Here is a 13,933-nt window from a genome sequence, read left to right on the forward strand (position 1 = left end):
CCTGCTTGGATGGGAAAAGCGCAGAACATCAGGGACCTTTCGCTTCGACGTATGCTGTCGGTAGAAGGCTATGCCTGCTCGACCGCGACCTCTATTCCACACCAAGAAGCGGCAAACAAAGCTATAGCCTTGGTCACACGCAACAGCGACGATAGGCTCACGCGCTCATCAACGGCATGAATGTGCTCGGCGACCGGTCCGTAGACAAGGCTGGTCATGTTGCCGTGTAAGGTGAAGACTGCAGCGTCGAGGTAGCAAGGCATCACAAAGCGCTGAAGTTCCCGATGGGAACTTTCAGCCAGGGAATGCGCTCGAGCCAGAAGCGCTTCCGCTTCGCCTCCTGGCGTAAGAACATATCCGCCCTGCTTCACGCCGACCCACTCGATCTCTGGCTCGGGACATCCTTTCAAGTGCGGGTCGTTCGAAAATGCCTGTCTGAGGAACCTCTCAAACCTGGAGGCTCGCGCCTCTGCCACCTCGCCGGGGTAGAAGCCGATCCGGCCTTCAAAACGACACTCGCTTGGCACGGAGGCAAGCCACTCGCCTCCGGATATGGTGCCGATCGTCAAAGCTATTGGGTTGTCAACCCCAGCGAAATCGGGCTGAGATATGGGTCTCTCCGCAATCCACTCTTGCTCGAGCTGGCGGAGACGCTCGATAGTGCGAATAGCGATATCGATCGCGCTCCTACCCGCCGCAACCTCGAAAGGGTGAGCGGGAACCCCCCGGACTGTGACAGCAAATTTCAAGACCCCGGTATTCGCGCTGACAAGCTTCTCGTTTGTAGGCTCCGAAATCAGAACTGCATCGGCGTGGAAACCCTCGGCTAGGACCATTGCCGCTCCATTGCCCGTGGTCTCTTCTTCAATCACTGACTGAAACTGAACTGGACCTTTCAGTTTATAGCCCGCGGCCGATAGCGCATCGAGCGCGAACAGGTTTGCAGTCAGGCCAGCCTTCATATCGCCCGCGCCGCGGCCATAAAGCCAGTCCCCGTCGCGGGTGGCCGAGAACGGCTCATATTTCCAACGGCCGCTTGTGCCGACCGGCACAACATCAACATGTGCGTTGAGCGCTAGAGACCTACCGCCTTCGCGCGGCGTCCGCTTCAAGCCTACAACAACGGTCGAATCTTTGAGGGCAAAGCTCGTCGGTGAGAAAGCCGGATCTTTGCCGATACGATCCGAATCGATCGCGAACCTTTGCACGTCATAGCCACGTTTTTGGAGCGCGTCGGATACTATCCTTTGAACGCCTGCTTCCATGCCTCGCAGGGAGGGGGTACGGACCAACTGCGCCAAAAACTCGACCTGCTCATTGAAGTGGCCTTCAACTGCCTTGATGATCCGGTCTATATCCGAGGGCGCCAAGGAAGAGTTGTCGCGTGCAATACCACCAGCGGGATGCGGCACAGAACTTCGTTCGTTCACGTTTGCTCTCCTGACGTACTTAATACGATGTATCTCTCCCCTGTGCGCAGCGTAAAGCTAACGTCTGCTATCGACATGGCATATTTTCTGCTCTTATTGCTAGGGCGACTTTGGCACTTTGATACCTTCGCGGCGAAACGGGCGTTTCAGAAACGTGATGTTGTTCGTGGCGGCGGATGTGGGCGCAGGCCCGCGCCTATAGAGACCTTTGTATCCCGGGCAAGCACCAACAAAGTGTACGGATAGACGTACACCTATGGAATTGGAACCGCGCCGCGCCGGCGATTCGACCGGTGTCACTGCCCGGCGACAAGCCTAGACGTCAGGCAGACCGTCACGGATAACTACCGAAGGATGCGAATAGCGTTATACTGCCCCAAGCAAGATACTGGTCTCTGTCGAGGCAACTCCGTCAATGCTTCGTACTTCTCGAAGTGCACGGTCGAGATCGGAAAGGCTTTCGGCGCGGAGCTCTGCGATGTAATCCCAGACCCCATTCGTCGTATAAAGAGACACAACTTCAGGAATTCCGTTGAGCGCCTTGATGAGCGCCGCGGGTTTCTTGCTAGTGGTCCTTACCCCCATCACTGCGCGCAAAACCGTCTCGTCCAGTTCTTGTCGAGTGCGCACCGTGAACCCGCGCACTGCACCGGAAGATATCAACCGGTCTAGACGCTTCTGGATCGTGCCTCTCGAAACCTGCAGTTTCGCAGCAAGGACTGCAACTGGCATTCGCCCATCCAGGCGCAGAAGCGCAATTAGTCGCCTATCGAAATCGTCCATTGTCTCCACCTCTCGCAATCTGCCCATTTTGATATCGCAATCTGCAACCGAATACTAGCAATTCGTGAGCAAATCGATGCTTTACGCCAGCCATGGCGCCGAAGTAGAGTCTCGAAGGTCAACCCTGCTGAAAACCGATCCCTTCACTACAGACGTAATTCATTCACTGAAGATGTCGGTGGGCTCCCAGGGTGGGGGTAGGCGGGATTTGCTCCCGGCAGGGTACCGAGTCCGACTGTGCGGGGAATTGCATGCGTCACTATTCCGCCTTCTCCATTCTCCGCAATGGCCTATCTGGCAACAAACACTGGTCGCGTGCTTGGCGCGATCCGGCGCCGAAGCCAGCTTACGAGGTTGTCATCGTGGGTGGTGGCGGTCATGGCCTTGCCACCGCCTACTACCTCGCCAAAGAGCATGGAATACGAAACGTCGCCGTCCTCGAGAAGGGTTGGCTCGGGGGCGGCAACACGGGTCGCAACACGACTATTGTTCGTTCAAATTACATGATGCCCGGCAACACCATGTTCTATGAGCGATCGATGCAGCTTTGGGAAAATTTAAGCCAAGAGCTAAACTACAACGTAATGATGTCGCGGCGCGGTTATTACTATTTGTTCCATTCGCCGGGGCAGGGGGATACGGCACGTCGACGCACCAACATCATGCGTGCAAACGGCATCGACGCCGAACTTTTCGATCGCCCAGAGGTCATGAAGCGACTTCCGTACCTCGATTACTCTGAGAACGCGCGCTTTCCCATATACGGCGCAGCATACCAGGGGCGCGCCGGCACCGCACGCCATGACGCAGTTGCCTGGGGCTACGCACGCGCGGCTGACAGACAGGGGATCGATCTCATCCAGCAGTGTGAAGTGACCGGCTACCTATGGGACGATGGACAGATAGTTGGAGTCGAGACGAGCCGTGGCCCGATCCGCGCAAGCAAGGTAGCGCTCGCGGTTGCTGGCCACACAAGCCATCTGGCAGCCAAAGCAGGGCTTCGCCTGCCGATAGAGACACACGTCCTTCAGGCATTTGTCACCGAACCCCTGAAGCCTCTCGTTGATCACGTGATAATATTCGGGGCGGAGCACTTTTACATCAGCCAGTCTGATAAGGGCGGGCTTGTGCTAGGCGGCGATCTTGATGGGTTCAACTCCTATGCTCAGCGCGGTGGACTGCCAATCGTCGAGCATACGCTTCAAAGCGCCAAAGCATTGATGCCATCTCTCTCGCGGCTAAGGCTTCTGCGGCATTGGGCGGGCGCCATGGATATGACAATGGATGGCTCTCCCATCATCGGCAAAATGCCCGTCGACGGACTTTGGCTGAACGGCGGCTGGTGCTACGGCGGTTTCAAGGCGACACCTGCATCCGGATTTTGCTTCGCTTGGACTATTGCAAGAGGAGAATCGCATCCGGACAGCGCAGAATTCACGCTGAAGCGCTTCGAGCGCGGCTACCAGATCGATGAAACGGGCGCCGGACCCCACCCAAAGGCGCATTGAGGTTCGCCCATGCTGAGAATTGAGTGCCCGGTCTGCGGGCTTCGGGACGAAACTGAGTTTGCCTACGGCGAAGATGCTACTGTTCGCCGACCAGATATGGACGAAGCGGATGTCAAGATTTGGCACGACTACGTGTTCATACGCGATAACCCTCGCGGTCCGCATAAGGAATACTGGCATCACGTCGCAGGGTGCAGACAATGGATTCGGGTTGAACGCGATACACTGACCCACGAAATCCTTGGTTCTATCTTGGCTCGAGAGGTGGCTGCATGACAGCGCGACGGCTCCCAAGTGGTGGACGTATCGATCGGTCTCGTAAGGTCAGCGTCCAATTCGACGGTCGGCCGTTGCCGGCATATGCGGGCGACACCCTAGCCTCAGCTTTGCTCGCAAGCGGCCAGAAGATTTTAGGTCGCAGTTTCAAATATCACCGGCCCCGCGGCCTGGTTGCAGCGGGTGTCGAAGAGACAAATGTGCTTGTTCACCTTCGGGACCGCGATCGTCATGAACCCAATGCGCAGGCAACGATGGTGGAAGTCTCCGAAGGTCTGACTTCGACGTCCCAAAACGCTTGGCCGAGCCTTCGGTTTGATCTCGGCGCAGTGAATGGGCTCATGTCGCGATTCTTAGGCGCAGGCTTTTACTACAAGACCTTCATTGGCCCCTTCAACGGGACCAAGTTTTGGATGTTCTGCGAAGGTTTTATCCGCAAGGCCGCTGGGATGGGCCGGGCCAAGGTGCTCGCCGATCCCGATCACTATGAAAAAATAAATGCTTTCTGCGATGTCCTAGTCGTGGGTGCCGGTCCCGCAGGTATCGCTGCTGCGCTCGCGGCGGGTCGCAAGGGCGACAGTGTCATTCTGGTCGAGCAGGACTGCGCCATTGGCGGATCACTTCTCAGCGAGCCGGCTGGTTCGCCTTCCGATGCGTGGCTCGCGAAGGCTCAGTTCGAATTCAAAGATATTCCTAACGTTCGTGTGCTGACGCGTACCACGGCATTCGGTGCATATGACTGTGAGGTGTTCGGCCTTGTAGAGCGAGTACAGGATCACTTGCTCGTGCCTGAGCAGGGAAGACCACGGCAGCGTTATTGGGTTGTGCGAACCAAGCGGGCCGTCTTTGCGACAGGCGCGATCGAACGACCCATGGTTTTCGCCGGCAACGATGTACCCGGCGTCATGCTGACCTCCGCTGTTCGGAGTTACCTGAACCGGTATGCTGTCCTGGCCGGGGAAAGGATCGTCGTAGCGACAAACAATGACAGCGCCTACACCGCTGCCATCGAACTCGCAAATTCCGGTGCCATAGTTACAATTTGCGATATGCGCAACGAAATCCCCGCACAACTTGGCCAGGATGCGAAGCGCGCGGGCATAGTCGTTTGGCCCGGTCATGCAGTCCTGAAAGCGGAGGGTGGGAAACGCGTAAAAGCAGCACAGGTTGTTCCCGTCGGCCGCGATGGTAAAGCAATCGGCAGAGGCGTGCGGGTCGATTGCGATATTGTCACCGTTTCCGGTGGCTGGACTCCAACTCTGCATCTGTGGACCCAGCGCTTCGGAAATCCACGATACGACAAGGATCTGGACGCATTTGTACCGCCGCCGGAAAAAAGAGCCTTCACATGCGTTGGCTCGCTCATCGGTTGCCCATCGCTTCGCGAAGCCCTCGCCCAAGGCGATAGGGCCGGCGGAGGCACCGGAGAGGAACCCCGACTATTTGGCCGGTCTGATTTCTGGGGTCGCAACCTTCTGCCGGTGGCTATCATCACCAAGGCAGATGGTAGCACTCCCGGTAAGGCGTTCGTGGACTTCCAGCATGACGTGAAGCTGGCTGATATCGATCAGGCCCACTTGGAGGGGTATGTCTCGGTTGAACATCTGAAGCGCTATACAACCTCAGGCATGGCGGCCGACCAGGGCAAGACTTCGAACCTCAACGCACTTGCCCGCATGGCCGAATTGCGAGGCCTCACCATGTCCTCCGTTGGCACCACGACCTTCCGCCCACCGTATACGCCGGTCACCATTGGCGCCATCGTTGGTCATGATCACGGTTTGAATTTCCGCCCGACAAGACTTTCAACCATCCATGGCTGGCATGAGGAAAATGGGGCCGAGATGATCGACGCGGGTGCGTGGCTGCGGCCATGGTACTATCCGACCAAGGGCGAAGATATCAATGACGCTTATGTTCGTGAAGCCGCTCACGTACGCAGGCATGTCGGCATTGTGGATGTCTCCACGCTCGGTAAAATCATAGTGCAGGGACCTGATGCAGCGGAATTCCTCAATCGCGTTTATGTTAACGGCTTCAAGACGCTTCCCATTGGAAGGCTACGCTACGGCGTAATGCTGCGCGAGGATGGCTTCGTGTTTGATGATGGCGCAACCGCGCGCCTTGGCGAATGCGAATACTTCATGACGACCACCACCGCGAATGCGGCTAAGGTGCTGGCCAACGCGGAATATCTCCTTCAGACCACCTGGCGCGATCTTAGGGTGCATGTCACGTCGGTCACAGACCAGTGGGCGGCTATCGCGATTGCTGGCCCGAAATCCCGCAGCGTTCTGAGCGATTTGACAGGCACGGATCTGGGCAATGACACACTACCCAACAATCACTTCACTCATGTCAAGATCGCCGGAGTGGCTTGCCGCCTTCATCGCATGAGCTACTCAGGTGAGCTGGCCTATGAGCTTTACGCTCCAGCCAAGCGTGGCCGTACGATCTGGGAGACTCTTATTGCGGTCGATGCTTCATATCAACTCAAGCCGTATGGTCTCGAGGCGATGGGCGCCCTGCGCATCGAGAAAGGCCACATCGCCGGTTCGGAAATCGAAGGGCGCACGACCCTGAAGGATTTAGGTCTGGAGGGCTTCGCTTCGGGCAAGAAGCCCTTTGTTGGCTCCGTCCTGCGGAAGCGTCCTGTCCTTGAAGACGCAATGCGCCCTTCGTTAGTAGGACTAGAAATCGCCGGCGATATTGGCGCGCGGGCAGGCTCCCTTCTTTATGGGCTAAATGCTCCCACCAAGGGCCATGGTGAAGGCTGGGTGTCTGCTGTGACATACTCTCCGAGTCTCAAAAAAAATATCGCGTTGGCGCTTCTGTCGCGGGGACCGCAGCGTTTCGGCGAGACGATCCAGGTCGTCGATTTCGTGGGCAATCAAAGACTGGAAGCGAAAGTGGTCTCCCATCATTTCTTCGACCCTGAAGGACATCGCCAGAATGGGTGACAGGCTTGATTTGCCCGTCGGTGGCGCAACCAGTCACGACCGGGATGTCACGATCAATGAAATAGAACTGGGGTATCTGACCCAGCTCGCAGGCTGGGGAAAGTTCAACGAAAGGGCGAACGAAGCTCTTCGAGCAAAAGGCCTCGCGCTGCCAGATGGCTACCGTTTATCGGTGCACCGTGGGTCGACGACAGTTTGGCGTATTGCGCCTGATCGGGTGCTGGTTCGGTCGGACACCGCTCTTAGCTTTGAAAGCGCGACAGATCTTGCAGTGCTGGATTTGTCTGACTCCCGTGTATGTTTGATGCTGGAAGGGCCAGGCGCTAGCGGGCTTCTCAGTCGCGTCGCTTCTCTGGATTTCTCCGATATGGCTTTTGACATTGGCTCGTTCGCCCAGACGGCTATCCACCATGTCAGTGTCCTCATCGACCATTCCGGTCCCGATCAGTTCGCAATCCTCATCCCAACGACATATGCGACGTCACTCACCAGTTACTTCGCAGATCATCTCATGGGCAGGGAGGCGACCAAGTCAGGAAATGGTTAAATTAGCGAAGGAGTGACACTCCGATGGTCTTGTATCTGTCCTTTCTGCGATTAACCTCTCATTGCCTCCAAACGAGCACTGCCTGCGAGGAGCGTCCCATGGAACGCAATCCGCTGAGCTCCGACCCAGCTCGATGCGTAGATGTGGTCGAAGGTTCAGCACCGAGCGATCCCCGCCATTGTGCGCCTATAGCTAATACAGCTGGCATCAGATCGGCCTCGCTCCGCCCACCTTCAAAGTATAAGCGGATCGCCTGTCCAGCTCGATCTCCATCTGACGTCGCTCTCTTCGAACTTCTTGATACGGGCGAGTAACAGTGGCTTGGGGACATTCAATGGTTGACCCTAGAGTCTCGCTCTACCACCTCCGAGAGCTACCTCAACGACTAGGCGAGGGCCTAAGGTTTCAGCTCACGAGAGATATATTTGACCATCATCTCGATCGCAACGTCTGCCAGTATTCGTATACGCATCAAGGACGGCAGTCTGGCCACCATTAACAAACTGGAGGATAAAATATTGGCAACTCCTAATCTCATCGAAAGTGACAAACTTGACCCAGCCTATGTAGACGCGATTCGCGACGGGCTGAGGGACTACAATCAAAGCAAGATCGGCCTGCCTGGCGGCGTGCCGCTGGTGATCGCGGCTGAAGACCCTGAATCGGGTACAATTGTGGGTGGTCTGATCGGATCGACAGTTCACGCAGTTCTTTATGTGGAACAGCTCTTCATCGACGATGCGCACCGTGGCACGGGCCTAGGCGCACGGGTCCTTGCCGCCGGCGAGGAAGCCGCACGCCGGCGTGGATGTCGTACTGCTGTACTTTGGACAGCCACGTTTCAGGCGCCCGCATTCTACGAGCGTCGAGGCTGGGAAGCATTTGGCGAAGTGGAATGTGCACCTCCCGGCGAGAAGGTAATTTTCCTGCGTCGATGCCTTTGATCATGAAGGCAATACGGCCTCTCAGTTGGCGTACGTCGCATCATACCGATAGGCGCCGCAGGCAATCAACCGCCGGGGATGGCTTGGTGTTATCGCCGGTCGAGGTGATATCGATCACGCGCGCATCGATCTGACCACAAAGCTCACACCGCCTGTGCCAGTCGGATCCTTACGCGACAACCGAGGGCCTCAGGCACAACATAGCGCCGATATGGCCAGTGCACAGATCGTCGACGAGCCGCTCCAAAGTGGGGCGCTCCAGTTTGCGGCGCTTTCGACACTCTGGCCGACTGACGCTCAAGATTCGACAATGATCATTTTCGTAGCGCCACGACTTGCGGCGCCAGCCAACCAATTATGAGCAGTGCGGTTGGAGAAGCCTGCAGGCAAGCGGACGACCTCTCCGTCGGAAAGAACCTCGAAGAGCAGCCTTTCACAGCAAATGTTTTCGCAAGCTGGGCGCAAGTCAGCAACACTTCCATAGCGCCTTGCCTTATTGTCAAAGGGCTAATCCTTCGGCGGGCAGGAGCTGTGAAAAACTACTGGTACGCGTGTCGAAAGCTTACAACGTGTACAATGCAGAACGGATCTGGCTCGTGGCGATCCGAGCGGGATGCGGCCTCACAAGAGCCGAAGCCTGGAGTTCACTATTGGGCCGCCCGCCCTAGGGTGGCGGCTCGAAACCATCGTGTGTTAGGGGAGGACTAAAAGGTGACAACAAACCACCGCATTCTCGATCTCCTGAGGCGCTGCCGATCTCCTGAGGCGTTGCCGCATGCCGCTCGAAACCATCTCATCGACGGGCTTGTCGATGGCGGCGTCAGCCGCCGCGACTTCGTGCGCCACGGCAGCCTGCTCGGACTGTCGCTGCCACTTCTCGGCCGCATCGGCTTTGCCGAAACGCACCGAGTTTTGAAAGGCTGTTGATAGGCTCACCTGCATTCACGAAACCATGTCTAGCGAACATAGGGCCAGCTTGATGAAGTCGCATTACCGTGTGGTGGTTATTGGAGGGGGAATAGTCGGCGCGAGCGTGCTGTACCACCTTACAAAACTTGGCTGGAATGACATCGCGCTCATCGAGCGTCGTGAGCTGACGGCCGGGTCGACCTGGCATGCTGCAGCAAGCTTCCACGCGGTCAATGCAGATACTAATCTGGCGGCGCTTCAGAGCTATACGATCGGACTCTATCGAGACCTGCAGCGGGAGAGTGACCACCAATTGGGGGTTCGCACGCCCGGAGCAATAACCATAGCAGGTACGCGGGAGCGGTGGGAATGGCTCCAGGCTGCTTTGTCAGGATTTCGCACTATCGGGCTTGATGACGTAGCGCTGATTTCGCCCGAAGAAATCAAGAAACGCTGCCCGATCCTCGACACAACGAACATATATGGGGGCCTTTGGGATCCGAATGACGGCTACGTTGATCCTTACGGCACTACGCACGCTTTTGCATCCGCAGCGAAAAAGGCGGGAGCGGAAGTTATTCTGCGTAATGGGGTGATGGAACTGCATGCGCGGCAGGACGGCTCGTGGACCGTCGTGACAGAAAAAGGAACGGTCACAGCTGAGCACATTGTGAATGCTGCCGGACTCTGGGCCAAACAGGTTGGGATGATGGCTGGTGTCGACCTGCCGGTCGTACCAATGGAGCATCACTATCTCATCACCGAGGCGATCCCCGAACTTTCGGCAATGAGCGAGGAGATGCCGGCCGTTGTCGATTTGGAAGGGTTCACCTACGCGCGGCAGGAAGGCAAGGGGCTGCTTCTAGGAGTTTACGAACGCAATCCAAAACACTGGAATGTAGAAGGCGCGCCGTGGGATTTTGGTATCGAATTGATCCCAGCGGACATTGATCGAATTTCTCCTGAACTGTCGATTGGGTTCGAGCGCTATCCTGTTCTTCAGAGTACCGGCATTAAGCGATGGGTTAACGGGCCAATCACTTTCACCCCTGACGGAAACCCCCTAGTTGGGCCTGTTCCTGGCCTGCGAAATTACTGGTGTGCATGCGGTGTCATGGCCGGGTTTAGCCAAGGCGGCGGCATAGGCCTGGCATTGGCGCAGTGGATCACGTCAAGTGAACCTGAGGCCGAGGTTTTTGGCATGGATGTTGCCCGGTACGGCAAGTTCGCATCGAATCGTACTTATCTCAAAGCCACCACCGGACAATTCTATGCTCGGCGCTTCTTGATCAGCTATCCTAATGAACAGCTCCCGGCAGGCAGACCGTTAAAGACGCCGCCGGCCTATGACGTCATGTCCGCGCAAGGGGCACGGTGGGGGGCTTCATGGGGAATGGAGGTGCCGCTCTATTTCACGCCGAACGACCCTGGATTCGCTGAGACTCCGACACTCAATCGCTCAAATGCCTTTCCTTTGGTAGCGGCGGAATGTCGGGCAGTGCGCGAGGGTGTCACCCTCCTCGATACTACGGCCTTTTCCCGCTACGAGATAAAAGGGCCGGGAGCGAAGGATTTTCTCGATCGTCTATTGGCCTGTCAGCTTCCTAAGCCCCATCGCGTGCGGCTGGCTCCGATGCTGTCTGCATCTGGTCATCTAATGGGCGATCTTACCGTTCTCAACTGGGATGATGAAACTTTCTGGCTAATGGGGTCGTACTATCTGCGGTCTTGGCATATGCGCTGGTTCGACCAGCACAAGCCAAGCACAGGTGTTGCGATCACCGACATTTCGGATGCAGTTTCTGGCCTATCGATCACCGGCCCAAAGTCACGCGAATTTCTAGCGAGCTTAACTCCTTCAGATCTGTCGAACGCGGCCTTTCCATTCATGGCGTGTCAGCAAATTGACATTTGCCGCAGCCGGGCCAATGTGGCACGCCTCTCGGTGATGGGGGAACTAGGCTATGAGATCAATGTGAACGCTGCCGAGCAAAGACAGCTCTACCTTGATTTGTTGTTAGCCGGCCGCGAGTGGAACCTTCGTGAAATCGGTTTCAATGCGTTGAGTTCTCTGCGTATCGAGAAAAGCTATGGGATCTGGTCGCGTGAGTTCACTCGCGCTTACACACCGGCCATGTGCGGCCTCGACCGCTTTGTTGCCTTTGATAAAGGCGATTTCATTGGAAGAGACGCGGTACTGGGCGAGCGTGATAAAGGGCGGCCAAAACAGCGGCTGGTTACTCTCAAAATCGATGCCAATGGCGCCGACGCTTCAGGCTTTGAGCCTGTCTTCGCGGGCGGGCATCTCGTTGGTCAAGTGACATCGGGCGCGTACGGGCACGTTTCCGGCCTAAGCTTAGCACTCGGATACGTTGACAGTGTCGCCGTCGATGAGGGGGCCACCCTGTCAGTCGACGTGGTCGGGAAGCCACGCCAAGCCGAGATAATTCCTTCCTCTCCGATCGATCCAAACGGGGCGAGGTTGCGTCAATGAAACGGTTGCGAGCAAGGGGCCGGCACTCATGACAAAGCGAGTTCAGAGATTGGGGCATCGCCCCCGGCGCGAGGTCGGTTCGGCAGGAGTTCCGTCGGGAAAGGTTGCCTACCGCAGATTGACCAATCCTCTCCAGCCGCAGCGGAGCTTTTCCGACGATCAAATCGCCGCATTGCACGATACCGCGCTGCGCGTTCTAGAGAACTTGGGCATGCGTGTGCTAAACGAAGAGGCTCTCGAGTATTTTCGAAAGGCCGGCGCAAAAGTCGATACATCCAGTTCAACTGTTTTCATCGATCGAGGTCTCGTTCGACAGGCGCTGGCAAGTGCTCCTGCGTCTTTCGCGCTAGCAGGCGGTTCCTCGGACCGCAACATCCAAATTGGCGGCTCAAGCACGGCATTTGTCTGCATCGGCGGCCCCCCGAATGTGATGGATATAGAACGCGGTCGACGCGCCGGCACGCAAGAAGACATGCGAACTTTCCTCAAGCTCACGCAGCATTTTGAGATAGTGCACCTCCTGAGTGTTAATGTCGAACCTCAGGACGTGCCGCTTGAATTACGCCACCTAGTTCAGACTGAGGGCCAATTGACTCTCAGCAACAAGCCGCTGTTCGTTTATGCTCGCGGGTCGAACCAAGTAAAAGACATGTTCGAGATGATCCGCCTCGCACGCGGGGTCGATGAGGAAGATTTTCGAGCTCGCCCGTACTGTTTTACGGTCATTAACACCAACTCTCCGCGCCAGCTCGACGTTCCGATGTGCCAAGGCATTATCGATTTCGCGCGTGCCAAGCAGGTTGCGATCATCACTCCTTTTACCCTCGCCGGTGCAATGGCTCCGATCACAATTGCAGGCGCCCTCGCACTACAACATGCTGAGGCGTTGGCTGGAATCACACTGTCTCAAATCGTGAACCCAGGGGCACCGGTCGTTTACGGCTCGTTTACGTCTAACGTCGACATGAAATCCGGATCTCCCGCGTTCGGCACACCAGAGTTTGTGCGAGCGGCATTCGGCGCAGGGCAATTGGCGCGTCATATCGGGCTGCCTTGGCGAGGCTCCGCTGCAACTGCATCGAATACACCAGATGCCCAAGCCACTTACGAATATCTAAATTCGGTTTGGGGGTCGGTCCTGGGCGGCGTCAACATGATGCTTCATGCTGCCGGATGGCTAGAAAGCGGCCTGTCGGCATCACTGGAGAAATTCATCCTTGATGTCGAAATGCTGCAGACGATTGCAGAAATCTTTCAGACGGCAGATTTGGATACAGACAATCTTTATGAGGCGATCGCTGAAGTCGAGCCGGGCGGCCATTTCTTCGGCGCGCCCTACACCATGTCTCGCTACCAAACCGCATTTTATTCGCCGCTTGTGTCGGATTGGCGCAATTTCGGGCAGTGGTCTGAAGACGGCAGCAAAACCGCTACTATGCGTGCAAATACCATATGGAAGAAAGTAGTCGAAGATTTCAAAGCCCCCTCCCTGCAAGAGGGTGCTGAGGAAGCTCTTAGAGAATTCGTTGCGCGGCGTACCCGCGAAGGAGGAGCGTTTCCCGCATAGGCTGCCCTGTAGAAAGGCGAGAGGTACAGAACCTAATTGGCGCAACACGTTGCTTACGCATAAGAGGGCAGTCGCCTCCACAGTGCTTGGATCATACAAAAAAGTCAGCCATTAACTCGCTGATAATCTACCATCCGAGCGCTGAGCTCCTCTGTAGACTAGGCATGCACTCGGGGTTGGATTTCGAAATGACAGATTCAAGTAAGAATCCCCCGTTTAGCGCCAGCAAGCGCCGCAAGATTATGCCATTTGACGCGGTTCGCGCTGGAAATGATCACATCGATAGTTCGGGGCAACGGGAAAAAGCCGCACGATTGAACCAGCATCGGCTCGGTTGTGGGGCTATGGTGGAAGCGGAGTGGCGGGCCTCGGCTATTCGCGAACCTAATCTTCCCAAGATGCGACGGTATCGATTGGATCGCATCCGTGCAGCTGACGAGTACCCTGCGGTTCTTTATAAAGAAGATCGCACAGATGACCTGATACTCGATTGTGCGGTTAGTTTTGTATTCTGA

General features: G+C 56.5%; 11 protein-coding genes. 9 read left to right on the forward strand and 2 right to left on the reverse strand.

Translation table 11 applies throughout. From position 1 onward, the window contains the following. Nucleotides 1–68: 68 nt before the first annotated feature. Nucleotides 69–1,430: an ArgE/DapE family deacylase gene (locus tag EJ067_RS33755; protein ID WP_126089360.1), complete on the reverse strand. Its 1,362-nt coding sequence runs from the start codon at nt 1,428–1,430 to the stop codon at nt 69–71. Between the two features lie 366 nt (nt 1,431–1,796). After that, nucleotides 1,797–2,213 (reverse strand): Lrp/AsnC family transcriptional regulator, encoded by a 417-nt coding sequence (locus tag EJ067_RS33760; RefSeq protein ID WP_210211680.1) that lies wholly within the window; start codon nt 2,211–2,213, stop codon nt 1,797–1,799. A gap of 251 nt (nt 2,214–2,464) precedes the next feature. On the opposite strand from EJ067_RS33760, the gene EJ067_RS33765 reads away from it, so the two are divergent. From EJ067_RS33765 to EJ067_RS33805, 9 genes are all read left to right on the forward strand, one after another. Beyond that, the gene (locus EJ067_RS33765) at nt 2,465–3,721 is read left to right on the forward strand and encodes a sarcosine oxidase subunit beta family protein (protein WP_126089362.1); all 1,257 of its coding nucleotides are present in this window, start codon (nt 2,465–2,467) and stop codon (nt 3,719–3,721) included. Nucleotides 3,722–3,730: 9 nt separating this feature from the next. After that, the gene (locus EJ067_RS33770; protein ID WP_126089363.1) at nt 3,731–3,997 is read left to right on the forward strand and encodes a sarcosine oxidase subunit delta; all 267 of its coding nucleotides are present in this window, start codon (nt 3,731–3,733) and stop codon (nt 3,995–3,997) included. Further along, nucleotides 3,994–6,957 carry a sarcosine oxidase subunit alpha family protein gene (locus EJ067_RS33775; protein ID WP_126089364.1) on the forward strand — a complete coding sequence of 988 codons (2,964 nt, stop codon included), beginning with the start codon at nt 3,994–3,996 and terminating at the stop codon, nt 6,955–6,957. Before EJ067_RS33770 ends, EJ067_RS33775 begins: the two co-directional genes overlap by 4 nt. Beyond that, on the forward strand, nt 6,950–7,504 hold the full coding sequence (locus EJ067_RS33780; RefSeq protein ID WP_126089365.1) for a hypothetical protein: 555 nt from the start codon (nt 6,950–6,952) through the stop codon (nt 7,502–7,504). Before EJ067_RS33775 ends, EJ067_RS33780 begins: the two co-directional genes overlap by 8 nt. Before the next feature lie 425 nt (nt 7,505–7,929). After that, nucleotides 7,930–8,448 (forward strand): GNAT family N-acetyltransferase, encoded by a 519-nt coding sequence (locus EJ067_RS33785; RefSeq protein WP_189510255.1) that lies wholly within the window; start codon nt 7,930–7,932, stop codon nt 8,446–8,448. Nucleotides 8,449–9,159: 711 nt separating this feature from the next. Further along, entirely contained in the window at nt 9,160–9,375 is a 216-nt protein-coding gene (locus tag EJ067_RS33790) for a hypothetical protein (protein ID WP_189510868.1), read from the forward strand. A gap of 52 nt (nt 9,376–9,427) precedes the next feature. Continuing rightward, complete coding sequence (locus EJ067_RS33795; protein ID WP_126089367.1) at nt 9,428–11,851, forward strand: FAD-dependent oxidoreductase; 2,424 nt, start codon at nt 9,428–9,430, stop codon at nt 11,849–11,851. A gap of 28 nt (nt 11,852–11,879) precedes the next feature. Next, nucleotides 11,880–13,418, forward strand: coding sequence for a trimethylamine methyltransferase family protein (locus EJ067_RS33800; RefSeq protein WP_126089368.1), 1,539 nt, complete (start codon nt 11,880–11,882; stop codon nt 13,416–13,418). A 188-nt stretch (nt 13,419–13,606) separates the two neighbouring features. Beyond that, on the forward strand, nt 13,607–13,933 hold the full coding sequence (locus tag EJ067_RS33805) for a hypothetical protein (RefSeq protein ID WP_126089369.1): 327 nt from the start codon (nt 13,607–13,609) through the stop codon (nt 13,931–13,933).

The sequence above is a fragment of the Mesorhizobium sp. M1D.F.Ca.ET.043.01.1.1 genome, assembly GCF_003952385.1.
In the GTDB taxonomy this organism is placed as follows: domain Bacteria; phylum Pseudomonadota; class Alphaproteobacteria; order Rhizobiales; family Rhizobiaceae; genus Mesorhizobium.

Coding starts and splice junctions, on each gene's coding strand:
- EJ067_RS33765 (WP_126089362.1), top strand. CDS start 2,465: ATGCGTCACTATTCCGCCTTCTCCATTCTCCGCAATGGCCTATCTGGC.
- EJ067_RS33805 (WP_126089369.1), top strand. CDS start 13,607: ATGACAGATTCAAGTAAGAATCCCCCGTTTAGCGCCAGCAAGCGCCGC.
- EJ067_RS33795 (WP_126089367.1), top strand. CDS start 9,428: ATGAAGTCGCATTACCGTGTGGTGGTTATTGGAGGGGGAATAGTCGGC.
- EJ067_RS33800 (WP_126089368.1), top strand. CDS start 11,880: ATGACAAAGCGAGTTCAGAGATTGGGGCATCGCCCCCGGCGCGAGGTC.
- EJ067_RS33780 (WP_126089365.1), top strand. CDS start 6,950: ATGGGTGACAGGCTTGATTTGCCCGTCGGTGGCGCAACCAGTCACGAC.
- EJ067_RS33775 (WP_126089364.1), top strand. CDS start 3,994: ATGACAGCGCGACGGCTCCCAAGTGGTGGACGTATCGATCGGTCTCGT.
- EJ067_RS33770 (WP_126089363.1), top strand. CDS start 3,731: ATGCTGAGAATTGAGTGCCCGGTCTGCGGGCTTCGGGACGAAACTGAG.
- EJ067_RS33760 (WP_210211680.1), bottom strand. CDS start 2,213: ATGGACGATTTCGATAGGCGACTAATTGCGCTTCTGCGCCTGGATGGG.